The organism is Streptomyces sp. NPDC087263, assembly GCF_044744645.1.
Classification (GTDB): domain Bacteria; phylum Actinomycetota; class Actinomycetes; order Streptomycetales; family Streptomycetaceae; genus Streptomyces.
Window position 1 is genome coordinate 106,530 of the sequence record NZ_JBIUYT010000001.1, and the last position, 25,880, is coordinate 132,409.

A 25,880-nucleotide genomic window follows, 5' to 3' on the forward strand; every position below is an offset into this window, starting at 1 on the left:
GAGTGAGGCAGAACACCCCAAAAGCCTTTGCCTCGGGCGCCCTTCGAGAGCGAGGGTCGAAGGATGAGCAAGAACGACCCCGCGGCGCTCGTCTTCACCGCTGTGTACGAGGGTGACGAGGACGCGGTCGTACGGCTGCTGCGTTCCGGCGCGGATCCGGAGTCCGTGGACGAGGACGGCCAGACGGTGCTGTACCTGGCGGCGGTCAGCGACCAGCCCGACATCGTACGGCTACTGCTTGCGGCCGGCGCCGCGCCCGACCGGCTCAGCGCGGGCTCCGACGCTCCCCTGTGCGGGGCGGCGTGCGGCGGGCACACGGAGGTCGTACGGGCCCTGCTGTCGGCCGGGGCCAATCCCGACACGGTGGAGGAGCACGGGTTCACCGCGCTGGCGTGGGCGCTGCGGTGCGGGCATGTCGCGGTGACCGAGGCCCTCCTCGGGGGCGGCGCGAGCCCGGACCGGCCCGGGCCGACCGGCGAGCCCCCACTGGTGGCGGCCGCGCGCCGGGGTTCCCCGGGATGTGTACGGGCTCTCCTCACGCACGGTGCGCAGGCCCGGTCCGAGGCCCTCGCGGAGGCGCGCCGCTGGCTGACCCTCGATGTGGAGGCCGAACTCCGCGCAGGCCTGGAGCAGGCCTACGGCCCCGGCTGCCGCTTCGTCACCCACCGCTACCCGGACGACGGCGGCGTCATCATCGAGGTCCAGCTCCTCGACCCCCAAGGCCGCCCCGTAGCGGGGAACGACCAGCAGACGGGACACCTCGAAATAGCCACACTGCTGGAAGCGGTCCTGCGCAGCACGGGTTCCTGAGCGGGGGCTGGGAGAAGTTTCTCGCCCCCTCCGCCCCTGCCCGTTCCCGTCCCTTGGGGGCTCCGCCCCCAAACCCCCACTCCTCAAACGCCGGAGGGGCTACCCCCTAGCCCGTCCGGCGTTTGAGGACGAGCGCGTTCAGCGCGACAGCGGGGGTCTGGGGGCGGAGCCCCAGGGGCAAGGGACGGGCAGGGGCGGAGGGGGCGAGAAAACGCACGTCACTCCACCCCGTACACCACCCCGGGCACCTCCGCCCCCGCCAACAACTTCAACGCGGCGTCCCCGGCCTCCGACGGAGTCCACCGCGCCCCCTTGTCCACACCGGGCCCCGCCCGCCACCCCTCCATCACGGTGATCCGCCCTCCCTCGGCCTCGAAGACCCTCCCGGTGACACCTGCGCTCGCGGCGGAACCGAGCCACACCACCAAAGGCGACACGTTCTCGGGAGCCATCGCATCGAAGGAGCCGTCGTCGGGCGCGGCCATCGCCGACGCGAACGCCCCCTCGGTCATCCGTGTCCGCGCCGCGGGAGCAACCGCGTTGACCTGAACGCCGTACCGCCCCAACTCGGCGGCGGCGACGAGCGTCAGCCCGACGACGCCGGCCTTGGCGGCGCTGTAGTTCCCCTGCCCGACGGACCCCAACAGGCCGGCTCCACTACTGGTGTTCACCACCCGGGCCAGCGGCGGCCGCCCGGCCCTGGCCTCCGCCCGCCAGTACGCCGCCGCGTGCTTCAACGGCAGAAAGTGCCCCTTCAGATGGACCCGCATCACGGCATCCCAGTCGTCCTCTTCGAGGTTGACCAGCATCCGGTCCCGCAGGAACCCGGCGTTGTTGACGAGGGTGTCGAGGCGCCCGTACGTCTCAAGAGCGGTGTGTACGAGGGACGCGGCGCCCTCGGCGGTCGCGACGTCGCCGCCGTGGGCCACCGCCACCCCGCCCGCGAAGCGGATCTCATCGACGACCTGCCCGGCGGGAGAGTCGGGGCCGGGCGTGCCGTCCGGACCGACACCGAGGTCGTTGACGACGACATGCGCGCCCTCGGTGGCGTATGCGCGCGCGTGCGCCCGGCCGAGCCCGCGCCCCGCACCCGTGACGACGACGACACGCCCCTCGCACAGCAGCGGTCCACTCATCTCAGCTCTCCTTGTTGGCGGTTGCGGCATCGAGGAAGGCGGGCCGTTCGCCCCCTCCGTGGACGAGCAGACTCGCCCCGCTGATGTACGCGGCGGCGTCCGAGGCGAGGAAGACGGCGGCCTCTCCGACGTCGTACGGCTCGGCGAGGCGGCCCAGCGGCACGGTCCGGGAGACGGCGGCGACGGCGTCCTCGTCGCCGTAGTGCAGGTACGAACGTTCGGTGCGGACCATGCCGACGACGAGGGTGTTGACCCGGACGTCGGGGGCCCACTCGACGGCCATCGAACGGGCCAGGTTCTCCAGGCCCGCCTTGGCCGCCCCGTACGCCGCCGTGCCGGGCGACGGCCGCGTCCCGCTCACACTGCCGATCATCACGATCGAGCCCCTGGCCCGCTGGAGGTGGCGGTACGCGGCGAGCGAGGCGGTCAGCGGCGCGGTGAGGTTGAGCTCGATCACGCGCGCGTGGCGTTCGGCGTCCGATTCCGCGAGTGGCCGGTAGGGGGAGCCGCCCGCGTTGTTGACCAGGACGTCGAGCCGGGGCAGGGCGTCGAAGAAGTCGCGGACGGCGGGCGGGTTCCGTAGGTCCACGGACGTGAACGCGGCGCCCTCGACCGGTACTTCGGGCGGCCTGCGCGCGCAGACCACGACCTCGGCGCCCGCCCGCACGAAGGCCCGCGCGATCCCGGCGCCGACCCCGCGGGTACCGCCCGTGACGACGACGGACCTGCCGTCGAGATCCGCGTTGTCCACAGGGCCTCCCGCTGGGCTGCATTCGCTGCTAGCTTCGAAATCTCACCTAACAAACGTTTGGTGGAAAGATAGCCGAAGGTAGCTGATGTGCCCATGGGTGTCTCCACCTCGAACCCGGAAAAGGGGATCTCGGTCGTCACGGTCGACTTCCCGCCGGTGAACGCGCTGCCCGTGCGGGGCTGGTTCGACCTGGCCGACGCCGTCCGCGCGGCGGGCCGTGACCCCGGGACCCGCTGTGTCGTGCTGACGGCCGAGGGCCGCGGTTTCAACGCGGGCGTGGACATCAAGGAGATACAGCGGGACACCGCCGGCCGTACGCAAGGTCATGGCGTGCTCATCGGCGCGAACCGGGGCTGCTTCGAGGCGTTCGCGGCGGTGTACGAGTGCGAGGTGCCGGTGGTGGCGGCGGTGCAGGGCTTCTGTCTGGGCGGCGGGATAGGTCTCGTCGGCAACGCGGACGCGATCGTGGCGAGCCAGGACGCGACCTTCGGGCTGCCCGAGCTGGACCGTGGGGCGCTCGGTGCGGCCACCCATCTGGCCCGTCTGGTGCCGCAGCACCTGATGCGCGTCCTGTACTACACCTCGCGCACCGCGACCGCGGCCGAGCTGCACGCGCACGGCTCGGTGTGGAAGGTCGTGCCGCGCACCGAACTGCGCGCGGCCGCACTGGAGCTGGCCCGGGAGATCGCCGCGAAGGACGGCCGTCTCCTGCGGCTCGCCAAGGCCGCCATCAACGGAATCGATCCGGTGGACGTGCGCCGCAGCTACCGCTTCGAGCAGGGCTTCACCTTCGAGGCCGGCCTCAGCGGGGTGGCCGAAGGCGTCCGCGACACCTTCGGCAGGTCCGGTGAATTCGACGAGTTCGGCAAGGAGGCCACCCGGTGAGCGACAAGACCATGTCGGCCCAGCAGGCAGTGGGCCGTCTGGAGAGCGGGATGACGCTCGGCATCGGCGGCTGGGGCTCACGCCGCAAACCGATGGCCCTGGTGAGAGCACTGCTCCGGTCCGAGATCACCGATCTCACCGTCGTCTCGTACGGCGGCCCGGACGTGGGTCTGCTCGCCGCCGCCGGCCGGATCCGGAAGCTGGTGACCGCGTTCGTGACCCTGGACTCGATCCCGCTCGAACCGCACTACCGCGCGGCGCGCGAGAGCGGGGCCTTCGAGCTGATGGAGGTCGACGAGGCGATGTTCATGTGGGGACTGCACGCCGCCGCGAACCGGCTGCCGTTCCTGCCGGTGCGTGCCGGGCTCGGCTCGGACGTGATGCGGGTCAACCCCGCCCTGCGGAAGGTCACTTCGCCGTACGCCGACGACTTCACCGTGGGCGCCACGCCATCAGAGGCGCCGGGCGGGCCCTCGGGCATCCGCGAGGAGTTCGTCGCCATGCCCGCCCTCCGCCTGGACGCGGCCCTGGTCCACATGAACCGCGCGGACCGGCTGGGCAACGGCCAGTACCTGGGCCCGGACCCGTACTTCGACGACCTGTTCTGCGAGGCGGCCGACGCGGCCTACGTCTCCTGCGAGCGCGTCGTCGACACGGCGGAGCTGACCAAGGAGGCCGCGCCGCAGACCCTGCTGCTCAAGCGGTCGAGCGTGACGGGTGTCGTCGAGGCGCCGAACGGCGCGCACTTCACGTCCTGCGCCCCGGACCACGGCCGCGACGAGGCCTTCCAGAAGCTGTACGCGACCACGCCGTACGCCGAGTTCGCCGAGCGGTTCCTCGGCGGCGACGAACACGCCTACCAGAGCGCCGTCCAGGCCTGGCAGAAGGAGCAGGACCAGTGAGCCCGACCCTGGCCGAGTACTGCGTGATCGCCTGCGCCGAAGCCTGGCGGGACAACGGCGAGGTGCTCGCCAGTCCCATGGGACTGATTCCGTCCATCGGCGCGCGTCTCGCCAAGCGCACCTTCTCCCCCGAACTGCTGCTGACCGACGGCGAGGCAATGCTGGTAGGGCTCGACGGAACGCCGGAGGGCTGGCTGCCGTACCGACAGCATCTGACGATGGTGACCGGCGGGCGTCGGCACGTGATGATGGGCGCGAACCAGATCGACCGCTTCGGCAACCAGAACATCTCCTGCGTCGGCGACTGGGACCGGCCCCGGCGCCAGCTGCTCGGCGTGCGCGGCGCACCGGTCAACACCCTCAACAACCCGACCAGTTACTGGATCCCGAAGCACTCCCCGCGCGTGTTCGTCGGGAAGGTCGACATGGTGTGCGGTGTGGGGTACGACCGTGCCGCCGCCGCGGGCCCGAGCGCCACCCGTTTCCACCGCATCCCGCGCGTGGTGACCGACCTCGGCGTCTTCGACTTCGCCACCTCCGACCACTCGATGCGCCTTGCCTCGCTGCACCCCGGCGTCACGGTCGAACAGGTCGGGGAAGCGACAGGCTTCGAGCTGCACGTGCCCGCCGAAGTTCCGTACACCCGCGAACCGTCCCCGGCGGAGCTGAAGTTGATCCGCGAGGTCATCGACCCGAAGGGCACGCGGGACCGTGAGGTGCCCGGCGCGGCCCGCGCCGGGACCACCGGGACCACCGGGACCACCGGGACCACCGGTACAGGGAGTCGCTGATGGACACCGCGCTCACCCGGCTGGTCGGTGTCCGCCACCCGATCGTGCAGACCGGCATGGGCTGGGTGGCGGGCCCCCGTCTGGTCTCCGCGACGGCGAACGCGGGCGCACTGGGCATCCTGGCGTCCGCGACGATGACCCTCGACCAACTGCGGGACGCCGTACGGGAGGTCGGGTCCCGCACGGACGCGCCCTTCGGCGTGAATCTGCGGGCCGACGCGGGGGACGCGGGCGACCGGGTGCGGATCATCATCGACGAAGGCGTACGCGTGGCGTCCTTCGCGCTCGCCCCTTCCCGCGCGCTGATCACGGAGCTGAAGGACGCGGGCGTGGTCGTCATCCCCTCCGTCGGAGCGCGCCGGCACGCCGAGAAGGTGGCCGCCTGGGGCGCCGACGCGGTGATCGTGCAGGGCGGCGAGGGCGGCGGGCACACCGGCGAGGTCGCGACGACCGTGCTGCTGCCGCAGGTGGTGGACGCGGTCGCCATCCCGGTCGTGGCGGCGGGCGGTTTCCATGACGGGCGGGGGCTGGTGGCCGCGCTGGCCTTCGGCGCGGCAGGCGTCGCCATGGGCACGCGTTTCCTGCTGACCTCCGACTCGACGGTCCCCGACGCGGTGAAGGCGCGGTACCTGGCGGCGACGGTCAAGGACGTCACGGTCACGACGGCCGTAGACGGCCTCCCGCACCGCATGCTGCGTACCGACCTCGTCAACTCCCTGGAGAAGTCCGGCCGCACAAGAGTCCTGGCCCACGCCGTCCGCCGGGCCGCCCACTTCCGCAAGATATCCGGCCTCTCCTGGCCCGCCATGATCCGCGACGGCCTCGCGATGAAGCACGGCAGAGACCTGTCCTGGAGCCAGGTGCTGCTCGCGGCCAACACCCCGATGCTCCTCAGATCCGCCATGGTGGACGGCCGAACCGACCTCGGAGTGATGTCCTGCGGGCAGGTCGCCGGGGTGATGGACGACCTGCCGTCATGCGCGGAGCTGGTGGACCGGGTGATGGCCGAGGCGGAGGAGACCTTGAAGTCCTTGGAGCTGCTCAGAGCCGTTCGATGATCGTCACGTTTGCCTGGCCGCCGCCCTCGCACATGGTCTGGAGCCCGAACCGCCCGCCGGTGCGCTCCAGTTCGTGCAGGAGGGTTGTCATCAGTTTTACGCCGGTGGCGCCCAGTGGGTGGCCGAGGGCAATCGCGCCGCCGTTGACGTTGACCTTGGCCGGGTCGGCGCCGGTCTCCTTGAGCCAGGCGAGGACGACCGGGGCGAAGGCCTCGTTGATCTCGACGAGGTCGATGTCGCCGATGGACATGCCGGTCTTCTTGAGGGCGTGGGCGGTGGCCGGGATGGGGGCCGTCAGCATCCGGATGGGGTCCTCGCCGCGTACGGAGAGGTGGTGCACGCGGGCGCGCGGGGTCAGCCCGTGTTCCCGTACGGCCCGCTCGGAGGCGAGGAGCATGGCGGCGGCGCCGTCGGAGACCTGGGAGGAGCAGGCGGCGGTGACGGTACCGCCGTCGATGACGGGCTTCAGGCCCGCCATCTTCTCCAGCGAGGTGTCCCGGCGCGGGCCCTCGTCGACCGTGACGTCTCGGTAGGGGACGGTCTCGCGTGCGAAGCGGCCCTCGTCGATGGCGCGGACCGCCCGCTGGTGGGAGCGGAGGGCGAACTCCTCCTGGTCGCGGCGGCTGAAGCCCCACTTGGCGGCGATCAGCTCGGCGCCGTGGAACTGGTTGACGGGCCGGTCGCCGTAGCGCGCCCGCCAGCCCTCGCTGCCCGCGAAGGGGCCCTGCGTCAGGCCGAGCGGCTCGGCGGCCTGACGGGAGGCGAAGGCGATGGGTATCTGGCTCATGTTCTGGACGCCGCCCGCGACCACCAGGTCCTGGGTGCCGGACAGGACGCCCTGGGCGGCGAAGTGCACGGCCTGCTGGGAGGACCCGCACTGCCGGTCGACGGTGACCCCCGGCACCTCCTCGGGCAGTCCGGCCGCCAGCCAGGCGGTGCGGGCGATGTCCCCGGCCTGCGGCCCGACCGCGTCGAGGCACCCGAAGACGACGTCCTCGACGGCGGCCGGGTCCACGCCCGAACGCTCGACCAGTGCGCCCAGTACCTGCGCGCCGAGGTCGGCCGGGTGGACGCCGCTCAGGCCTCCCCCGCGCCGCCCGACGGGCGTACGGACCGCTTCGACGATGTAGGCCTCGGCCATGACAACTCCCTCAGGGACACGCGCACATGGGGCTCACGCACATGGGGCTCGCGGATATAGAGCTCACCGACATGGAGCTCACGGACATGGGGTTACTCGCGTACAGAGATCCCGTCGAGGACCATCGACAGGTACTGCCGGGCGATCTCCTCCGGACTGTGGTGCCCACCGGGCCGGTACCAGGACGCGGCGACCCACACGGTGTCGCGCACGAACCGGTAGGTGAGCCGGATGTCGAGGTCGGCCCGGAAGACCTCGGCGGCGACACCGCGCTCCAGCGTGCTCAGCCACGCCTTCTCGAAGTTGCGCTGCGACTCGGCGAGAAACGCGAACCGCTGCTGCACGGCGAGGTGCCTGGACTCCTTCTGGTAGATCGCGACGGCGGCGCGGTGCCGGTCGATCTCCCGGAAGGACTCGGTGACCAGGGCCTCCAGGGTTTCCCGGGGGCCCAGCTCGGCGCCCAGGACGGTGTCGTACCCGTCCCAGAGCTCGTCGAGGAACGTCCGCAGGATCTCCTCCAGCATCGATTCCTTGGAGTCGAAGTGGTAATAGAGACTGCCCGCGAGCATTCCGGCCTGATCCGCGATCTTGCGTACGGTGGTGGCGTTGTAGCCCTGCTCGGCGAAGACCTCGGCGGCCGTGTCGAGCAGTTCGCGGCGCCGCTCGGGCGAGGCGGTCACCTGGGGCTTCTTCTTGGTAGGCACGGGCCCATTGTGGTCCCGTGGCCCTCGTATCCACGCATGCCGGCCGCCCCGCCCCTACGCGTGCTGACTGCTGACGGACACGACTTCGCCGGTCATGTACGAGGAGTAGCCGGACGCCAGGAACACGATCACGTTGGCCACCTCCCAGGGCTCGGCGTACCGCCCGTACGCCTCGCGGGCCGTCAGCTCCTCGAGAAGTTCCGGTGTGGTCACCTTCGCGAGGTGCGGGTGCATGGCGAGGCTCGGGGAGACGGCGTTGACCCGCACCCCGTAGGCGGCGGCCTCGATCGCCGCGCACCGGGTGAGCGCCATGACCCCGGCCTTCGCGGCGGCGTAGTGCGCCTGCCCGGCCTGGGCGCGCCAGCCGACGACGGAGGCGTTGTTCACGACGACGCCGCCACCGCCCTGCGCCTTGAGTGCCCGCAGGGCCGCGCGGGTGCACCGGAAGGTACCCCCCAGGGTCACGTCGAGCACCCTCGACCACTGCTCGTCGGTCATGTCGACGAGGTCCGAAGTACCGCCGAGACCGGCGTTGTTGACGACGATGTCCAGACCGCCGTGCAGTTCCGGAGCGGCGTCGAAGAGGGCCTGGACCTGGTCCTCGTCGGTGACATCGCAAGGCAGCGCGGCGACATTCGCGGCACCGAACTCGCCTGCCAGGACCTCGGCACTCTCCTTGAGCCGCCGCGCGTGCGCGTCGCTGATCAGCACCCGGGCGCCCTCTTCGAGGAACCTGCGCGCCGCGGCTCCGCCGATGCCGGCACCGGCCGCGGCGGTGATGACGGCCGTACGCCCCTTCAGCAGCCCGTGCCCGGATACGTACGCCGGACTCTCGACGTCGCTCATGGCCCCACGCTAACCTACCAAACACTTGTTAGGGAAGCTTGCCGCCGAAGGGTTCCCCCTAGAAGGCCAGGGAGGCACCGGAGGCACCGGAGGGATTTCCCCCCGAAGACCCCGAAGGGTGCTGCCCATGGACCTCGCCCACTCCCCCGCCGACGAGGCCTTCCGCACCGAGGCCCGGGCCTGGCTGGCCGCCCACGTGCCGCCCGCCCCCCTCCCCTCCCTGGAGACCGAGGAGGGCTTCGCCGCGCACCGCGCGTGGGAGGCCGAACTCGCCGCGGCCCGCTGGTCGGTGGTGTCGTGGCCGGCGGAGTACGGCGGCCGGGGTGTGGACATCGTGCGGTGGCTGGTGTTCGAGGAGGAGTACTACGCGGCGGGCGCGCCGGGCCGGGTCGGCCAGAACGGCATCAACCTGCTGGCCCCCACCCTCTTCGACCACGGGACGCAGGAGCAACGCGCGCGGGTACTGCCGTCGATGGCCACGGGCGAGACCGTCTGGGCGCAGGCCTGGTCCGAACCCGAGGCCGGTTCCGACCTTGCCTCGCTCACCTCCCGCGCGGTGCGCACCGACGGGGGCTGGCTGCTGAGCGGCCAGAAGACCTGGTCGTCGCGGGCGGCCTTCGCGGACCGCGCGTTCGGACTGTTCCGCAGCGAACCGGACACCCCGAGGCCCCACCAGGGCCTCACCTACCTGATGTTCGACCTGCGCGCACCGGGCGTGACGGTCCGCCCGATCGGCCGCCTGGACGGCAAGCCGGCCTTCGCCGAACTCTTCCTGGACTCCGTCTTCGTCCCCGACGAGGACGTGATCGGCGAGGTGGGCCAGGGCTGGCGGGTCGCCATGTCGACGGCGGGGAACGAACGCGGTCTGACGCTCCGCTCGCCGGGCCGCTTCCTGGCCGCCGCCGACCGGCTGGCCGCCCTGTGGCGCGCCCACGCCGACCCCTCGGACACGGCGCTGCGCGACCGGGTGGCCGACGCGGTGATCGGCGCCCGCGCCTACCAGCTCTTCACCTACGCGGGTGCCTCCCGTTTCGCCGCCGGGGAGCCGATCGGCCCGGAGTCCAGCCTGAACAAGGTCTTCTGGTCGGAGTACGACATCGCGCTGCACGAGACGGCACTCGATCTGCTGGGCCCGGAAGGCGAGTTGGCGGACACCGACTGGTCCGAGGGCTATGTCTTCTCCCTCGCCGGACCTCTCTACGCCGGCACCAACGAGATCCAGCGCGACATCATCGCCGAGCGCCTCCTCGGCCTCCCGAAGGGCCGCCGCTGATGCGCTTCCTCCTCGACCCCGAGCAGCGCGCCTTCGCCGACTCCCTGAACGCCCTGCTGACGGCGGCGGACACACCGACGGTCATCCGCGCGTGGGCCACGGGCGACCGCGCCCCCGGTCGCGCCCTGTGGTCCCGCCTCGCCGACGCGGGCGTGTTCGCACTGGCGATACCGGAGGCGTACGAGGGCCTCGGCCCCCTCCCCGTGGAACTGGCCGTCGCCTTCGTCGAGTTGGGCCGCCACGGAGTCCCGGGCCCGCTGGTGGAGACGGTGGCAGCGGCCACGCTACTCACCGAACTCGGCGAGCCGGGACTCAGCCAATCGGGACTCGGCGAATCGGCGCTCGGCGAATCGGGCCCCGCCAAGCGCCTCCTACCGCCACTCGCCTCGGGAGAGGCACTGGCGACGGTCGCCCTGCCGGGCGGCGGACCATTCCTCCTGGACGCCGAAGCGGCGGAACTGCACTTGGCCGTACGGAACACCACCGCACACCCAAAACCCCACCCGCCAACAGCCACCACCGCCGCCACACACCCGGAACTCCACCTGCCGGCACGAGACACCACCGCACGCCCAGAGCTCCGCCCGCCGACAGCCACCACCGCCGCACACCCCGAGCTCCACCTGACGCTACGAGACACCACCGCACACCCAAAACCCCACCCGACAACAGGCGTCACCGGTCCGGACGCCTCGCGCCCCTCCCTCGACCCCGCCCGCCGACTCACCCTCCCCCGCCTTCGCCCCGGCGGCGAACTCCTCGCCACCGGCCCCCAGGTGACCCATGCCGCCGCCCAGGCGCTCACCTGGGCCCGTCTCGCCACAGCCGCCCAAGCGCTCGGTGTGGGCCTCGCCCTTCTCGACAGAACAGTGGAGTACGTCAGACAGCGCACCCAGTTCGGCGTCCCCATAGGCTCGTTCCAGGCCGTCAAGCACCAGCTCGCGGACGCGAAGATCGCCCTGGAGTTCGCGCGGCCGCTGCTCTTCGGGGCGGCGCTGTCCATGGAACCGGCGGACGTCGCCGCAGCCAAGGTCACGGCCGGTGAGGCGGCGTACGCCACCGCCCGTACGGCGCTCCAACTGCACGGCGCGATCGGCTACACGGCCGAGTACGACCTGTCCCTCTGGCTCACCAAGGCCCGCGCCCTGCGCACCGCCTGGGGCAGCCCGGCCGAGTGCAGAGCGGTAGTCCTCGGCGCTCTCAGTGGTGGTGATCCTCGCTCGTGAGCTCCCGGTACTCCTCGGCCGTCGGCTTCGGGATCTGCGTGCCGGGCCCGTACATGGCGCGGGCGAGCCGTGCGCGCAGTCGATGGGAGGGGCCGACGCGGCGGGTGACACCGTTCGCGTCGACGAGCGGACCCACTTCGTACGGCGGCGCCTGCTCGTGCTGGGTGAGCGCGAACCGCTGTTCCTGCGTGAGCGGTTCGTGCACCTCGACGAACTCGCCGTTCGGCAGCCGCTTGATGATGCCCGACTCCCGCCCGTGCAGCACCTTGTCGCGGTCCCCGCGCTGTAGCCCCAGGCAGATCCGCCGTGTGACGACGAAGGCGAGTACCGGCACGGCGAAGAAGGCGATCCGCACGAACCACGTGATCGTGTTGATCGACAGGTACAGATGCATGGCCACGATGTCGTTGCCGCCGCCGATCAGCAGCACCCCGTACAGACTCAGCCAGGCCACGCCGAGTCCCGTGCGGGTGGGCGCGTTGCGCGGCCGGTCCAGCAGGTGGTGCTCGCGTTTGTCCCCGGTGATCCAGGCCTCGATGAACGGATAGACGAGGATGGCCGTCATGACCAGCGGGAAGAGCATGAAGGGGATGAAGACGCCCAACTGGAGTGTGTGGCCCCAGCCGTTGATCTCCCATCCCGGCATCACCCGGATCAGTCCCTCGGAGAAGCCGAGGTACCAGTCGGGCTGTGCGCCGGTCGTCACCAGATCCGGGCGGTAGGGGCCGAAGGCCCACACGGGGTTGATCGTCGCGATCGCCCCCATCATCGACAGCGCCCCGAAGACGAGGAAGAAGAAGCCGCCCGCCTTGGCCACGTAGATCGGCATGAACGGCATGCCGACGACGGATTTCTCCTCCCGTCCGGGCCCGGGATACTGCGTGTGCTTGTGGTAGAAGACCAGGATCAGATGGACGACCACCAGGCCCAGCATGATCCCGGGCAGCAGGAGTACGTGGATCGGGAAGAACCGCGGGATGATGTCGTGGCCCGGGAACTCCCCTCCGAAGAGGAAGAAGGAGAGGTACGTCCCCACCACCGGGATCGACAGGATGGCGCCCTGCGCGAAGCGGACGCCGGTGCCGGAGAGCAGGTCGTCGGGGAGTGAGTAGCCGGTCAGTCCGGTGATGAGGCCGAGCATCAACAGGGTCCAGCCGAACACCCAGTTGACCTCGCGCGGCTTGCGGAACGCGCCGGTGAAGAACACCCGCATCATGTGCACGAGCATCCCGGCGACGAACACGAGTGCCGCCCAGTGGTGGATCTGCCGGATCAGCAGTCCGCCGCGTACGTCGAAGCTGATGTCGAGCGTGGACTCGTACGCCCGCGTCATGAGGACGCCGTTGAGCGGTTCGTACGAGCCGTTGTAGACGACCTCTACGCCGCTCGGCTCGAAGAACAGCGTGAGGTAGATCCCGGTGAGGATCAGGATGAGGAAGCTGTAGAGGCAGACCTCGCCCAGCATGAACGACCAGTGCTCGGGAAAGACCTTGCGCAGATTGGTCCTGGCCTGCGCGTACAGCCCGAGCCGGCCGTCGGCCCAGTCCGCGAACCGTTCTCCCTTGCCGACCTCGGCGGGCCGTCCGGGCGGCGAGGTGCCGGCTCTCCGCGCGTTCCCCGAAGTCCCCGCACTGCTCCCGGAGTTGCTCTCTCGCGCGTCATCCATAGGCCGCTCCTCGGCTCACCCCAGGGTGGCACGACGTCCCGGCGAAGCCAACGGGGCGTCACGAGTCGAGCAGGGAGACCAGCGAAGCCCGCTTCTCCGCCAACTCCGTCATCCTGGCGTCGAGTTCGCACAGCCGCCCGCGCAGGCGGTCGGCCATGCAGTCGCCGACGGTCGTGCCGTCGTCCTCGACACAGGGCAGCACCTCACGGATGACGCGCGTCGGCAGCCCCGCGTCGAGGAGCAGCCGGATGCCGCGTACGGCGGTGGGCGCGTCGGCGTCGTACGAGCGGTGCCCGCCGGGCGTACGCCGCGTGTCGAGGAGACCCTGCTCCTCGTAGTAACGCAGCAGCCGCACGCTGACGCCCGTCCTGACCGACAGCTCGCCGATCCTCATACCTCCATCACCCATTCTCATGTGATGCCCCTCACATCCTCTTGAAACTCACATCCATGTGAGCTCCTAGCCTCACGGTCATGACGAACACCGCGACGAACACCACAACCAGCACCGCGACGAACTCCTTGTCCCACACAACGTTCACCCTCGGCGGCGATCTTCCCGTCCGGCGGATCGGCTACGGCACGATGCGCCTGGCCGACGGCCCCGGCGATCCGACCGGAGGCAACGCCCACATCTGGCGTGCACCCGTCGACCGCGAAGGCGCGATCGCCGTGCTGCGGCGGGCGGTCGACCTAGGCGTCACGCTCTTCGACACGGCGGACGCGTATGCGCTCGGGGCCGGCGAGGAGTTGGTGGCCGAGGCCCTGAGTCCGTATCCGGGCGAGGTGGCCCTCGCCACCAAGGTGGGCGTGGCCCGGCCGTCTCCCACGGAGTGGATTCCGCTCGGCCACCCCGCCTATCTGCGCCAGCAGGCCGAACTCTCCCTGCGCCGACTGCGCACCGACCGCATCGACCTGCTCCAGCTGCACCGCATCGACCCCGACTACCCGCTCGCCGAACAGATCGGTGCCCTGAAGCAGCTCCAGGACGAAGGCAAGGTCCGGCACCTCGGCCTCTCCGAGGTCACGGTCGAGCAGATCGAGGAAGCCTCGGCGGTCGCACCCATCGCGAGCGTGCAGAACCTCTACAACCTGGCCGCACGGGACCACGACGCCGTACTCGACCACGCCACCGCGAAGGGAATCGCCTTCCTGCCCTTCTTCCCGATCGCGATGGGAGACCACGCGGGGCCGGGCAGCCCGGTCGCAGAAGTGGCACGCGAACTCGGCGCGAGCCCGGCGCAGACGGCCCTCGCCTGGCTGCTGCACCGCGCCCCCAACGTGATCCCCATCCCCGGTACGACCTCACTCACGCACCTGGAGGAGAATCTGGGCGCTCACCAAGTCACCCTCTCCAAGGACCAGTTCGCCCGCCTGTCGCAGAACGCGCCGCTCGGCTCTACGGAGTAGGACCGATCACGGCGGTACGGCCCCGCGCGCGCAGCACCGCGCCTTCACCGGTCAACAACGCGGCGTCGTACGGCCGGAGAGTCAGCCCGGCCACCTCGGCGGGTCCGTCGAGGGCGACGATCAGGGAGGGCGCGGCGGGGAGGGACAGCCGGCCGTGCACCACGGCGACCGTCGGGGGCGTACGACCGCCGCCTCGGCGCCACATCACGTTGAGGTTCACGACCGGGCCGTCGAGCAGTCGGCAGTCGGTGGGGACGTCAGCGCGGAAGTCCTGTGGTTCGTAAGGGGAGTTGACGAGCCGCCGCTCCCCGTCCACGGTCAGTTCCATGCCCGCGCCCGCGACGACGGTCAGGGTGCGGTCGACGTCGGGAAAGGCGGAGAACGGCCCGTCCGCGCCGACTTCGGCGAGGCTCACCCGCCAGACGAAGTCGCCCATGCCCGCACCCTTGGGCGAGGCGACGATCTCGCGGGTCACCCCGCCCCCGTTCTTCCATGGCACGGCGACCCGTTCGGCGGCGGACAGCAGACGCGCGGTCACTGCACGATCCCCCGCGCCCGCGCCGCCGCCAGCCAGTGCGGGAACTCGCCGAGGATCCGGTCGTACAGCTCACTGTCGGACACCTTCCGCGGATCCGAACCCGCATGAAAGAAACCGGCGTTGTCCACGACCCGCTTCTGCGGCACCGCCAGCTCGTCCAGCCTGCGCAGGAATTCGAACTGCCTGCTTCCCGGATCCCCGAACCCTATGAACTGCCAGAACAGCGGAAGCTTCGCCGCCTTGCACAAGTACCGTTCCGCGGCGAGCTTGTTGATCGGTCCGCCGTCGGTCTGGAAGACGACGAGGGCGGGATCCTTGGCGCCGCTGTCGAGGTAGTGGTCGATGACCGCGTCCATGGCGAGGTGGTAGCTGGTCCTGCCCATGTGCCCGAGCCCGGACACGATCTGCTCGATGCGCCGCTGATGGTTGACGAGGGCGATGTCGGTGACCGCGTCGATGTCGGTGGAGAAGAAGACGACAGGGACCGTTCCGTCGTCGTCCAGGTGCGCTGAGAGCCCCAGCACCCGGTCGGCGAGCGCCTGCATGCTGCCGTCTTGGTAATACGGCTTCATCGACCCCGAGTAGTCCATGACCAGGTACACGGCGGCCCGTTGCCCGTTCAGCCCGTGCTTGGTGAGGGAGACACCGGCGCTCTTGTACAGACTGACCAGCGCGGGCGCCGTCTCCTCCACCTTGGTGAGACTGATTCCGGGCATGCGGGACGGCTCCCATCGCTCAAGGGTTGAGGGAGGCCGAGATTAACTCACGGACGGCAGGCACGACAGTTCACTCCCCCGGCACACACCGGCGTTCGCCGCCGGCCTCCTGTCCGGCGGTTCATACCAGACAGGCCCCTGCCGCTCCTTACGCTGGGTCCATGAAACGTGCAGGTTTCGTGCTGCTCGCGCTCTCCCCCTTCGTCGTCGCAGCGCTCTGCTTCTCGGCGCCGGGCCTCTCGGACCTGGGCGACGCCGCGCCCCCGCGGGCCGGCCGGCCGAGCGCGGACGGCGCCGGCCTCGACAGCCCCGACAAGAAGGAACTGGCCCAGCAGATCGTGGCGAGTGCCGAGAACTCCACGCTGGACTGGCGCAGCGCGTACGCCTACATCGAGGACATCGGCGACGGCCAGGGCTACACCGCGGGCATCATCGGATTCTGCACCGGCACCCACGATCTGCTCGTCCTCGTGGAGCACTACACGAAGGACCACCCCGGCAACGGGCTCGCCCGCTACCTCCCCGCCCTGCGCGCGGTCGACGGCACGGACTCCCACGAGGGGCTGGACCCCGGCTTCCCGGCGGCCTGGCGGACGGAGTCCCGCGTTCCGGCCTTCCGCACGGCCCAGGACGCCGAACGGGACCGCGTCTACTTCGACCCCGCCGTCCGGCTGGCCAAACTCGACGGCCTCGGGACACTGGGCCAGTTCATCTACTACGACGCGATGGTCATGCACGGCCCCGGCACCGGTCCCACCGGCTTCTACGGCCTGCGCACCCGGGCCGCGACCGAGGCCGACACCCCCGCCGAGGGCGGTTCGGAGAAGGCGTACCTCGACCGCTTCCTCGACATCCGCCGCGCGGCCATGAAGTCGAGGAACGCCCACCGCGACACCACCCGCATCGACACCGCACAGCGGCAGTTCCTGAACGACGGAAACCTCGACCTGCACACGCCGCTGGAGTGGCAGGTGTACGGGGAGACGTACCGGGTGCCATAGCCGACGGCAGGTGTACGGGGGGCACGTAGCGGATGCCATAGCCGACAGCAGGTGTACGGGGGGCACGTACCGGGTGCCATAGCCGACAGCAGGTGACCTGGACGCACCACGGCGCCCACCACGGTCCGGTCGGGGACTGGGCAGGCGCCGCGTTCAGTTCCGTACGCCTTTGTACGGGACGTCTGTTGGGGTGGAGCGTCAGACCATCAGCGAGCGGTCCGTGGGGCGGATCGGGGCCGGGAGTTCGCTGACCCCGGTCAGGAAGCGGTCGACTCCGCGGGCGGCCGAGCGGCCCTCGGCGATCGCCCAGACGATGAGGGACTGGCCACGGCCGGCGTCACCGGCGACGTACACGCCGGGGACGTTCGTCGCGAAGTCGGCGTCGCGGGCGATGTTGCCGCGCGCGTCCAGCTCCAGGCCGAACTGGGAGACCAGGCCGTTCTCGACGTCCGTACCCGTGAAGCCCATCGCGAGCGTCACCAGCTGGGCGGGGATCTTGCGCTCCGTGCCCGGCTTCGGGGTCAGCCTGCCGTCGATGAACTCGACCTCGCCGAGGTGCAGCCACTGGACGTTGCCGTCCTCGTCGCCCTCGAAGTGGGTGGTGGAGACGGCGTAGACGCGCTCGCCGCCCTCCTCATGCGCGGAGCTGACCTTGTAGAGCATCGGGAAGGTCGGCCAGGGCTGACCGGGGTGCCGCTCGTCGCCGGGCCGCGGCATGATCTCCAGCTGGGTGACCGAGGCCGCGCCCTGGCGGTGGGCGGTGCCCACGCAGTCCGCGCCCGTGTCGCCGCCGCCGATGACCACGACGTGCTTGCCCTCGGCCGTGATGGGGGGCGCCACGAAGTCGCCCTCCTGGACCTTGTTGGCGAGGGGCAGGTACTCCATCGCCTGGTGGATGCCCTTCAACTCCCGCCCCGGGACAGGGAGATCACGGGCGGTCGTCGCACCCGCGGCGATGACCACGGCGTCGTACCGCTTGCGCAGCCGCACCGCGTCGATGTCGCGGCCGATCTCCACACCCGTACGGAACTTGGTGCCCTCCGCGCGCATCTGCTCGATACGCCGGTTGATGTGCCGCTTCTCCATCTTGAACTCGGGGATGCCGTACCGCAGGAGGCCGCCGACGCGGTCGGCGCGCTCGAACACGGCGACCGTGTGGCCCGCCCGGGTGAGCTGCTGGGCGGCGGCGAGACCTGCGGGGCCCGAGCCGATGACCGCGACCGTCTTGCCGGACAGGCGCTCCGGGGCCTGGGGCGCGACATCGCCGCTGTCCCAGGCCTTGTCGATGATCGAGACCTCGACGTTCTTGATGGTCACGGCGGGCTGGTTGATGCCGAGCACACACGCCGACTCGCAGGGAGCGGGGCACAGCCGGCCGGTGAACTCCGGGAAGTTGTTCGTGGCGTGCAGGCGCTCGGAGGCGGCGGACCAGTCCTCGCGGTAGGCGTAGTCGTTCCACTCGGGGATCAGGTTGCCCAGCGGACAGCCGTTGTGGCAGAACGGGATGCCGCAGTCCATGCAGCGGCTGGCCTGCGTGGGGATGATCGGGAGCAGTGAGCCCGGGACGTAGACCTCGTTCCAGTCCCTGACGCGCTCGCCGACCGGACGGGTCCTGGCGACCTCGCGGCCATGGTTCAAAAAGCCCTTGGGATCAGCCATTGGTCGCCGCCTCCATCATCTTCTCGGTGATCTCGGACTCGGGGAGTCCGGCTCGCTCGGCGGCGTCCTTGGCGGCGAGTACTGCCTTGTACGTACTGGGGATGATCTTGCTGAAGCGGTCCACCGACGCGGGCCACTCGGCGAGGAGCTTCTCGGCGACCGTCGAGGCGGTCTCCTCCGCGTGCCGGCGCACCACGTCGTGCAGCCATTGGGCGTCGGCGTCGTCGAGGGTCTCGACGGCCCCGGTGCTGCTGACGTTCACGTTGTCGGGGTTCAGGTCGAGGACGTACGCGATACCGCCGGACATGCCGGCCGCGAAGTTCCGTCCCGTCTCGCCGAGGACGACCGCGTGACCGCCGGTCATGTACTCGCAGCCGTGGTCGCCCACGCCCTCGGCCACCACCGTCGCGCCGGAGTTGCGGACGCAGAAGCGTTCGCCGGTGCGGCCGCGCAGGAAGATCTCGCCGCCCGTCGCGCCGTACGCGATGGTGTTGCCCGCGATCGTCGAGTACTCGGCGAGGTGGTCGGCGCCCCGGTCGGGACGGACGATGACGCGTCCGCCGGAGAGGCCCTTGCCGACGTAGTCGTTGGCGTCGCCCTCCAGGCGCAGCGTGACACCGCGCGGCAGGAAGGCGCCGAAGGACTGGCCCGCCGAACCGGTGAAGGTGATGTCGATGGTGTCGTCGGGCAGGCCCGCGCCGCCGAACTTCTTCGTCACCTCGTGGCCGAGCATGGTGCCGACCGTGCGGTTGATGTTGCGGATCGCGACCTGGGCGCGGACCGGCTGGGCGTCGGTGGCGCTGGACGCGGCAAGGGCGTCGGCGGCGAGCTTGATCAGCTCGTTGTCGAGCGCCTTCTCCAGGCCGTGGTCCTGCTGGATGACCTGGTGCAGCGGGGTGCCCTCGGGCAGTTCGGGCACGTAGAAGAGGGGGCTCAGGTCCAGGCCCTGCGCCTTCCAGTGGGTGATCGCCCGCTCGACGTCGAGGTTCTCGGCGTGGCCGACGGCCTCCTGAATGGTGCGGAAGCCCAGCTCGGCGAGGATCTCGCGGACCTCCTCGGCGATGAACCGGAAGAAGTTCACGATGTACTCGGCCTTGCCGGCGAACCGCTCGCGGAGCACCGGGTTCTGCGTCGCGATGCCGACCGGGCAGGTGTCCAGGTGGCAGACGCGCATCATGACGCAGCCGGAGACGACGAGCGGCGCGGTCGCGAAACCGAACTCCTCGGCGCCGAGCAGCGCGGCGATGACGACGTCACGGCCGGTCTTCAGCTGGCCGTCGGTCTGTACGACGATCCGGTCGCGCAGGCCGTTCAGCAGCAACGTCTGCTGGGTCTCGGCGAGGCCCAGCTCCCAGGGACCGCCCGCGTGCTTCAGGGAGGTGAGGGGGGAAGCACCCGTACCGCCGTCGTGGCCGGAGATGAGGACGACATCCGCGTGCGCCTTGGAGACACCCGCGGCGACCGTGCCGACGCCGACCTCGGAGACCAGCTTCACGTGGATGCGGGCCTGCGGGTTGGCGTTCTTGAGGTCGTGGATGAGCTGGGCGAGGTCCTCGATGGAGTAGATGTCGTGGTGCGGCGGCGGGGAGATGAGGCCCACGCCGGGGGTGCTGTGCCGGGTCTTGGCGACCCACGGGTACACCTTGTGGCCGGGCAGCTGGCCGCCCTCGCCGGGCTTGGCACCCTGCGCCATCTTGATCTGGATGTCGTCCGCGTTGACGAGGTACTCACTCGTCACACCGAAGCGGCCGGAGGCGACCTGCTTGATCGACGAACGGCGCGCGGGGTCGTACAGCCGGTCCGCGTCCTCGCCGCCCTCACCCGTGTTGGACTTGCCGCCCAGCTGGTTCATGGCGATGGCGAGGGTCTCGTGCGCCTCCTTGGAGATGGAGCCGTACGACATGGCGCCGGTGGAGAAGCGCTTGACGAGCTCCTCGACCGACTCGACCTCGTCGATGGAGATCGGCTGGCGGTCCGACTTGAAGCCGAAGAGTCCGCGGAGCGTCATGAGCCGCTCGGACTGCTCGTTCACGCGGTCCGTGTACTTCTTGAAGATGTCGTAGCGGGCGGTGCGCGTGGAGTGCTGGAGGCGGAAGACCGTCTCCGGGTCGAACAGGTGCGGCTCGCCCTCGCGGCGCCACTGGTACTCGCCGCCTATGTCGAGGGCGCGGTGCGCGGGCGCGATGCCGGAGGCCGGGTACGCCTTCGCGTGCCGGGCCGCGACCTCCTTGGCGACGACGTCGAGACCGGCGCCGCCGATCTTCGTCGCGGTGCCGCTGAAGTACTTGGCCACGAAGGCCTGGTCCAGGCCGACGGCCTCGAAGACCTGGGCGCCGCGGTAGGAGGCGACGGTCGAGATGCCCATCTTGGACATGACCTTGAGGACGCCCTTGCCGAGCGCGTAGATCAGGTTGCGGATGGCCTGCTCGGGCTCGATGCCGCGCAGGAAGGTGCCGGCGCGGACGAGGTCCTCGACGGACTCCATCGCCAGGTACGGGTTGACGGCCGCGGCGCCGAAGCCGATGAGGAGGGCCACGTGGTGGACCTCGCGGACGTCGCCCGCCTCGACCAGGAGGCCCACCTGGGTGCGCTGCTTGGTGCGGATGAGGTGGTGGTGGACGGCCGCGGTGAGCAGCAGCGACGGGATCGGCGCGTGCTCGGCGTCGGAGTGCCGGTCCGAGAGGACGATCAGCCGGGCGCCGTTCTCGATGGCGGCGTCGGCCTCGACGCAGATCTCGTCGAGGCGGGCGGCGAGCGAGGCGCCGCCGCCGCTGACCCGGTAGAGACCGGAGAGGGTCGCGGCCTTCATGCCCGGCATGTCGCCGTCGGCGTTGATGTGGATGAGCTTGGCCAGCTCGTCGTTGTCGATCACCGGGAAGGGCAGGGTGACGCTGCGGCAGGACGCGGCGGTCGGCTCGAGGAGGTTGCTCGCGGGGCCGAGGGAGGAGCGCAGGGAGGTGACGAGCTCCTCGCGGATCGCGTCCAGCGGCGGGTTGGTGACCTGTGCGAAGAGCTGGGTGAAGTAGTCGAAGAGCAGCCGGGGGCGCTCGGACAGGGCCGCGATCGGCGAGTCCGTGCCCATGGAGCCGAGCGGCTCACCGCCGGTGTTCGCCATCGGCGCGAGGATGATGCGCAGCTCTTCCTCGGTGTAGCCGAAGGTCTGCTGGCGGCGGGTGACCGAGGCGTGGGTGTGCACGATGTGCTCGCGCTCGGGCAGGTCGGAGAGCTCGATCTCGCCGGCTTCCAGCCACTCCGCGTACGGCTTCTCGGCGATGAGGCCGTCCTTGATCTCCTCATCCTCGATGATGCGGTGCTCGGCGGTGTCGACGAGGAACATCTTGCCGGGCTGGAGGCGGCCCTTGCGGACGACCTTCGCGGGGTCGATGTCGAGGACGCCGACCTCGGAGCCGAGGACGACGAGGCCCTCGTCGGTGACCCAGTAACGGCCGGGGCGCAGACCGTTGCGGTCGAGGACCGCGCCGACCTGGGTGCCGTCGGTGAAGGTGACGCAGGCCGGGCCGTCCCAGGGCTCCATCATCGTGGCGTGGAACTGGTAGAAGGCGCGGCGGGCCGGGTCCATGGAGGCGTGGTTCTCCCAGGCCTCCGGGATCATCATCAGCACGGAGTGCGGGAGGGAGCGGCCGCCGAGGTGCAGGAGTTCGAGCACCTCGTCGAAGGAGGCGGAGTCGGACGCCTCGGGCGTACAGATCGGGAAGATCCGGCCGAGCTTGTCCTCGTCGCCGAAGAGGTCGGAGACGAGCTGGGACTCGCGGGCCGCCATCCAGTTGCGGTTGCCCTTGACCGTGTTGATCTCGCCGTTGTGTGCGACGAAGCGGTACGGGTGGGCGAGCGGCCAGCTCGGGAAGGTGTTCGTGGAGAACCGGGAGTGCACGAGCGCGATCGCGGAGGCGAAGCGGCGGTCGGACAGGTCCGGGAAGAAGGGCTCCAGCTGGCCGGTGGTCAGCATGCCCTTGTAGACGATGGTGCGGGCGGAGAGCGACGGGAAGTACACGTCGGCCTCGCGCTCGGCGCGCTTGCGCAGCACGAAGGCCTTGCGGTCGAGGTCGATGCCCGTTGAAGAAGCAGCGGACCCGCCGTCGGTCACGAAGACCTGACGGAAGGCGGGCATGGTCGAACGCGCGGTGGTGCCGAGCAGCTCGGGGGCGGTCGGTACCTCGCGCCAGCCGAGGACGGTGAGGCCCTCGTCGGCGGCGATCGTCTCGATACGTGAGACGGCGTCGGTGATGCCGTCCTCGGGCAGGAAGGCGATACCCACCGCGTACGCACCGGCCGCGGGCAGCTCGAATCCGGCCACCGCACGGAGGAAGGCGTCCGGCACCTGGGAGAGGATGCCCGCGCCGTCACCCGAGTCGGGTTCGGCGCCGGTGGCTCCTCGGTGCTCCAGGTTGCGCAGAACCGTGAGCGCCTGCTCGACCAGCGCGTGGCTCGCCTCACCGGTGAGGGTGGCCACGAAGCCGACGCCACAGGCGTCGTGCTCGTTGCGGGGGTCGTACATACCCTGCGCGGCAGGGCGAGCATCCATGAAGGACCACTTCTGGCCATTCGTGGAGTGCTGGGACGGCTGGCGCGGCGTACGCATCGGCTCTCCCGTCGTCGTCGTGGCATTTGCAAGTGCCGAGGGACGACGTTGGCCCTCTGCTTTATGTGCGCAAAATTTCGTGCAGGTTACATGATGGGGCGGTTCTCGGGAACCGGATACTACGTTCCAACATGCGGACACCGAGGGGGGCGCGGGGGGTACCGCGCACGGCGGTGGAGTTTAAGGGGGTCAATCGGACAGATCCGTGTCCGTCGACCCGGAGCGTGGCAGGCAACGTCACCCGCCACGGTTGTGCAGAGAGGGCTTCATTGCCCACAGCGCTTACGGCTCATGCCCAGTGGTTAAGCGTTCGAAACCGCCGGGTAACGACTACTTATGCGGTCGGCTGCATAGGCGCCCAACATGTCATCCTACGGCCGCACCGAACAGACTGCCCAGGACGTACGTCACACCCGCCGCGGCACCGCCGAGGGCGAGCTGCCGCAGCCCGCTGTACCACCAGCTTCGCGCGGTCACCCTGGCCACGACCGCGCCGCAGGCGAAGAGCCCGATCAGCGCGAGCAGCAGCGCGGGCCACAGGGCGGTCGCCCCGAGCAGGAACGGCAGTACGGGGAGCAGGGCGCCCAGCGCGAAGGAGCCGAAGCTCGACACCGCGGCGACGGTCGGGGACGGCAGGTCACCGGGGTCGATGCCCAGCTCTTCGCGGGCGTGTATCTCCAGGGCCTGCTCGGGATCGCGGGACAGCTGCCGGGCGACCTCCCGCGCCAGTGCGGCCTCGACACCGCGAGTCTCGTACAGCTCGGCGAGCTCCCGCTCCTCGTCCTTCGGGTGCTTCCTCAACTCCCGCCGCTCGACTTCGAGTTCGGCCTCGACCAGCTCGCGCTGCGAGGCGACGGAGGTGTACTCGCCGGCCGCCATGGAGAAGGCGCCGGCCGCGAGACCCGCGAGCCCGGTGATGACGATCGTCTGATGCGACACGGCTCCACCGGCGACGCCGGTCATGAGCGCCAGGTTGGAGACCAGGCCGTCCATCGCACCGAACACCGCGGGGCGCAGCCAGCCGCCGTTGACGTCCCGGTGGGTGTGGTTGTCGCGGTGCGCCTCGTGCAGCGTCGCTTCGGTCTCGATGATGGCCATGCGGGTCCCCCAGGGGTGCGCTTCTTGGACTGGTTCTACTTTTCGACAACAGCCAAAGTACGCCGATAATTTCGAGCCCGCCAGCAAGGAAAGGCTGGGCTTACCTGCACGTTTACGGTTTCTCGCTCATCCGTGGCAGGTGACGCGCAGATGTCGACCGGGTGATGCTGAGGCGCGCGAGGCTCTGCTGAACCGCGGAGGTGGGACAGATCCGCAAAGGGTTCCGCGCGGGGTCTCACAGGTGTCCGCGCGTTGACTCGCCGCGAACGGCGGCGATGGAGCCCTGAGAGGAGCAGCACCGTATGGCTTCCATCGCCTGCATTCCCTCGGCCCCGGCCTCCGGGGACGCCGCCGGACTCCGCGAACGGGCGCGCGGCGCGCTGCTCGGTCTCGCCGTCGGAGACGCGCTCGGCGCGCCCGCCGAGAACATGAAACCGTCCGAGATCCGCGCGAAATGGGGCCGGATCACGGGGTACGTCGCCGAGCGTCCGGCCGGGACCGACGACACCGAGTACGCGATCTTCTCCGGCCTGCTGCTGGCCCGGCACGGCTCGGCGCTCACCGTGGCCCATGTCGAGGCGGCCTGGCACCAGTGGATCGCGGACCGGGACGAGGGTCCGTTCCGGGGCGCCGGCTTCAGCGAGCGCGGCACCCTGGAGAACCTCCGCCGGGGCCTCGCCGCACCGATCTCCGCCCAGCACCGGCACGCGTGGAGCGACGGGCTCGCGATGCGCGCGGCGCCCTTCGGCGTCTTCGCCGCGGGTCGCCCCGCCGAGGCGGCCCGACTGGTGGCGATCGACGGCTCGGTGAGCCACGAGGGCGAGGGTATCTACGGGGGCCAGGCGGTCGCCGCGGGCGTCGCGGCGGCCATGGCGGGCGCCCCGACCATCGCCGTCGTCGCCTCCGCCCTTGCCGTCATCCCGGACGACTCCTGGACCGCCCGTTCCCTGCGCCGCGCCGTCGCCGTCGCCCACTGCGGCGAACGCGCGGTCCGCTCGGCGGTCGTCATCGGCGGCTACCCCTGGACCGACCTCGCCCCCGAGGCCGTCGCCCTCGCCTTCGGCGCGTACGCGGCCGCCGACGGCGACTTCACCGAGTCCGTCCTCACCGCCGTGAACATGGGCCGCGACGCGGACACCACAGCAGCAGTCGCGGGCGCACTCGCCGGGGCAACCCACGGCGCCTCCTCGATCCCGACCGCCTGGGCAGCAGCGATCGGCCCCGCCCTGGGCAGCTGCCTCCCCTCCATGGCGGGCCACCACGTACTGGACGTGGCGGAACTACTGACACCGGCGGACGACGGGAAGTGGGGAGCGGGGAGACGCGTACGGGATGAGGAGGGGCTGGGACGAGGCTGGGCTGCACGAGAGAGGGGCCGGCCCACACCGGAGACGGCTGAGCCGCCACGAGAGAGAAACCAGCCCCTACAAGAAGAGGCCGGCCCCGTACAAGATCCACGCAAACTCACCCAGGACACGAACCCGAACAGCGCGTCACCGAACCCGAACCCGGACGGACTTGCACGAGAGGGGCACCGGCCCACACCGGCGACGACCCAGCCTCTACAAGATGAGGCCGGGTCCCCACGAGATCCACGCAAACTCGCCCGGGCCGCGGAACCAGACAGCTCGTGGCCAGGCCCGGATCCAGACGGGTTCGTCCTGGCCGC

The 25,880-nt window shown here is 70.6% G+C and carries 21 protein-coding genes and 1 pseudogene; 10 read left to right on the forward strand and 12 right to left on the reverse strand.

From position 1 onward, the window contains the following. The first annotated feature begins 63 nt into the window (after positions 1-63). Entirely contained in the window at positions 64-810 is a 747-nt protein-coding gene (locus ACIPC1_RS00495) for an ankyrin repeat domain-containing protein (RefSeq protein ID WP_402512025.1), read from the forward strand. A gap of 218 nt (positions 811-1,028) precedes the next feature. On the opposite strand, the gene ACIPC1_RS00500 is transcribed toward ACIPC1_RS00495, so the two are convergent. Both ACIPC1_RS00500 and ACIPC1_RS00505 read right to left on the reverse strand, forming a co-directional pair. Next, positions 1,029-1,946: an SDR family oxidoreductase gene (locus ACIPC1_RS00500; protein ID WP_402512027.1), complete on the reverse strand. Its 918-nt coding sequence runs from the start codon at positions 1,944-1,946 to the stop codon at positions 1,029-1,031. Between the two features lies 1 nt (position 1,947). Further along, the gene (locus ACIPC1_RS00505; protein ID WP_402512028.1) at positions 1,948-2,697 is read right to left on the reverse strand and encodes an SDR family oxidoreductase; all 750 of its coding nucleotides are present in this window, start codon (positions 2,695-2,697) and stop codon (positions 1,948-1,950) included. A 93-nt stretch (positions 2,698-2,790) separates the two neighbouring features. Here ACIPC1_RS00505 and ACIPC1_RS00510 point away from each other — a divergent pair, with 93 nt between their 5' ends. From ACIPC1_RS00510 to ACIPC1_RS00525, 4 genes are read left to right on the forward strand one after another with little or no spacing between them, the layout of a single operon-like run. Then, positions 2,791-3,582, forward strand: coding sequence for an enoyl-CoA hydratase family protein (locus tag ACIPC1_RS00510; RefSeq protein WP_402512031.1), 792 nt, complete (start codon positions 2,791-2,793; stop codon positions 3,580-3,582). After that, positions 3,579-4,484 (forward strand): CoA transferase subunit A, encoded by a 906-nt coding sequence (locus tag ACIPC1_RS00515; RefSeq protein WP_402512033.1) that lies wholly within the window; start codon positions 3,579-3,581, stop codon positions 4,482-4,484. Before ACIPC1_RS00510 ends, ACIPC1_RS00515 begins: the two co-directional genes overlap by 4 nt. Beyond that, positions 4,481-5,275 (forward strand): CoA-transferase subunit beta, encoded by a 795-nt coding sequence (locus ACIPC1_RS00520; protein ID WP_402512036.1) that lies wholly within the window; start codon positions 4,481-4,483, stop codon positions 5,273-5,275. The genes ACIPC1_RS00515 and ACIPC1_RS00520 overlap by 4 nt, the downstream gene beginning before the upstream one ends. Next, a complete protein-coding gene (locus tag ACIPC1_RS00525; protein ID WP_402512038.1) occupies positions 5,275-6,333 on the forward strand; it encodes an NAD(P)H-dependent flavin oxidoreductase in 1,059 nt (352 codons plus the stop codon). The genes ACIPC1_RS00520 and ACIPC1_RS00525 overlap by 1 nt, the downstream gene beginning before the upstream one ends. Here the strand turns inward: ACIPC1_RS00525 and ACIPC1_RS00530 are convergent. From ACIPC1_RS00530 to ACIPC1_RS00540, 3 genes are all read right to left on the reverse strand, one after another. Then, positions 6,317-7,474 (reverse strand): acetyl-CoA C-acetyltransferase, encoded by a 1,158-nt coding sequence (locus ACIPC1_RS00530; RefSeq protein WP_402512039.1) that lies wholly within the window; start codon positions 7,472-7,474, stop codon positions 6,317-6,319. The two genes, ACIPC1_RS00525 and ACIPC1_RS00530, sit on opposite strands and share 17 nt — an antisense overlap. Positions 7,475-7,566: 92 nt before the next feature. Next, positions 7,567-8,178 (reverse strand): TetR/AcrR family transcriptional regulator, encoded by a 612-nt coding sequence (locus tag ACIPC1_RS00535; protein WP_384392179.1) that lies wholly within the window; start codon positions 8,176-8,178, stop codon positions 7,567-7,569. A 54-nt stretch (positions 8,179-8,232) separates the two neighbouring features. Continuing rightward, positions 8,233-9,024, reverse strand: a complete 792-nt coding sequence (locus ACIPC1_RS00540) for an SDR family oxidoreductase (RefSeq protein WP_402512040.1) — start codon at positions 9,022-9,024, stop codon at positions 8,233-8,235. 127 nt (positions 9,025-9,151) lie between these two features. Between ACIPC1_RS00540 and ACIPC1_RS00545 the strand changes: the two genes are divergently transcribed. Together ACIPC1_RS00545 and ACIPC1_RS00550 are read left to right on the forward strand one after the other, a co-directional pair. After that, a complete protein-coding gene (locus ACIPC1_RS00545) occupies positions 9,152-10,297 on the forward strand; it encodes an acyl-CoA dehydrogenase family protein (RefSeq protein ID WP_402512042.1) in 1,146 nt (381 codons plus the stop codon). After that, positions 10,297-11,523, forward strand: coding sequence for an acyl-CoA dehydrogenase family protein (locus ACIPC1_RS00550; RefSeq protein ID WP_402512044.1), 1,227 nt, complete (start codon positions 10,297-10,299; stop codon positions 11,521-11,523). Before ACIPC1_RS00545 ends, ACIPC1_RS00550 begins: the two co-directional genes overlap by 1 nt. On the opposite strand, the gene ACIPC1_RS00555 is transcribed toward ACIPC1_RS00550, so the two are convergent. Both ACIPC1_RS00555 and ACIPC1_RS00560 read right to left on the reverse strand, forming a co-directional pair. Then, positions 11,498-13,189 (reverse strand): cytochrome bc complex cytochrome b subunit, encoded by a 1,692-nt coding sequence (locus tag ACIPC1_RS00555; RefSeq protein ID WP_402512046.1) that lies wholly within the window; start codon positions 13,187-13,189, stop codon positions 11,498-11,500. The genes ACIPC1_RS00550 and ACIPC1_RS00555 overlap by 26 nt on opposite strands. Positions 13,190-13,247: 58 nt before the next feature. Next, entirely contained in the window at positions 13,248-13,583 is a 336-nt protein-coding gene (locus ACIPC1_RS00560; RefSeq protein ID WP_402512048.1) for a MerR family transcriptional regulator, read from the reverse strand. 80 nt (positions 13,584-13,663) lie between these two features. On the opposite strand from ACIPC1_RS00560, the gene ACIPC1_RS00565 reads away from it, so the two are divergent. Then, complete coding sequence (locus ACIPC1_RS00565) at positions 13,664-14,599, forward strand: aldo/keto reductase (RefSeq protein WP_402512051.1); 936 nt, start codon at positions 13,664-13,666, stop codon at positions 14,597-14,599. On the opposite strand, the gene ACIPC1_RS00570 is transcribed toward ACIPC1_RS00565, so the two are convergent. Together ACIPC1_RS00570 and ACIPC1_RS00575 are read right to left on the reverse strand one after the other, a co-directional pair. Next, on the reverse strand, positions 14,589-15,137 hold the full coding sequence (locus ACIPC1_RS00570) for a HutD family protein (protein WP_402512053.1): 549 nt from the start codon (positions 15,135-15,137) through the stop codon (positions 14,589-14,591). The two genes, ACIPC1_RS00565 and ACIPC1_RS00570, sit on opposite strands and share 11 nt — an antisense overlap. Beyond that, positions 15,134-15,853, reverse strand: coding sequence for a vWA domain-containing protein (locus ACIPC1_RS00575; protein WP_402512055.1), 720 nt, complete (start codon positions 15,851-15,853; stop codon positions 15,134-15,136). Before ACIPC1_RS00575 ends, ACIPC1_RS00570 begins: the two co-directional genes overlap by 4 nt. A gap of 161 nt (positions 15,854-16,014) precedes the next feature. Here ACIPC1_RS00575 and ACIPC1_RS00580 point away from each other — a divergent pair, with 161 nt between their 5' ends. Beyond that, complete coding sequence (locus tag ACIPC1_RS00580; RefSeq protein ID WP_402512058.1) at positions 16,015-16,854, forward strand: chitosanase; 840 nt, start codon at positions 16,015-16,017, stop codon at positions 16,852-16,854. Between the two features lie 198 nt (positions 16,855-17,052). Here ACIPC1_RS00580 and ACIPC1_RS00585 read toward each other — a convergent pair whose 3' ends face one another. The 3 genes from ACIPC1_RS00585 to ACIPC1_RS00595 all read right to left on the reverse strand — a co-directional run bounded on the left by ACIPC1_RS00585 (position 17,053) and on the right by ACIPC1_RS00595 (position 24,211). After that, positions 17,053-18,513: a glutamate synthase subunit beta gene (locus ACIPC1_RS00585; protein ID WP_384392209.1), complete on the reverse strand. Its 1,461-nt coding sequence runs from the start codon at positions 18,511-18,513 to the stop codon at positions 17,053-17,055. Further along, on the reverse strand, positions 18,506-23,113 hold the full coding sequence (gene gltB / locus ACIPC1_RS00590; protein WP_402512062.1) for a glutamate synthase large subunit: 4,608 nt from the start codon (positions 23,111-23,113) through the stop codon (positions 18,506-18,508). Before gltB ends, ACIPC1_RS00585 begins: the two co-directional genes overlap by 8 nt. Before the next feature lie 366 nt (positions 23,114-23,479). Next, positions 23,480-24,211: a VIT1/CCC1 transporter family protein gene (locus ACIPC1_RS00595; RefSeq protein WP_402512065.1), complete on the reverse strand. Its 732-nt coding sequence runs from the start codon at positions 24,209-24,211 to the stop codon at positions 23,480-23,482. 302 nt (positions 24,212-24,513) lie between these two features. On the opposite strand from ACIPC1_RS00595, the pseudogene ACIPC1_RS00600 reads away from it, so the two are divergent. Then, a pseudogene (locus ACIPC1_RS00600) lies at positions 24,514-25,542 on the forward strand (ADP-ribosylglycohydrolase family protein); the annotation flags it as partial. Positions 25,543-25,880: the final 338 nt, after the last annotated feature.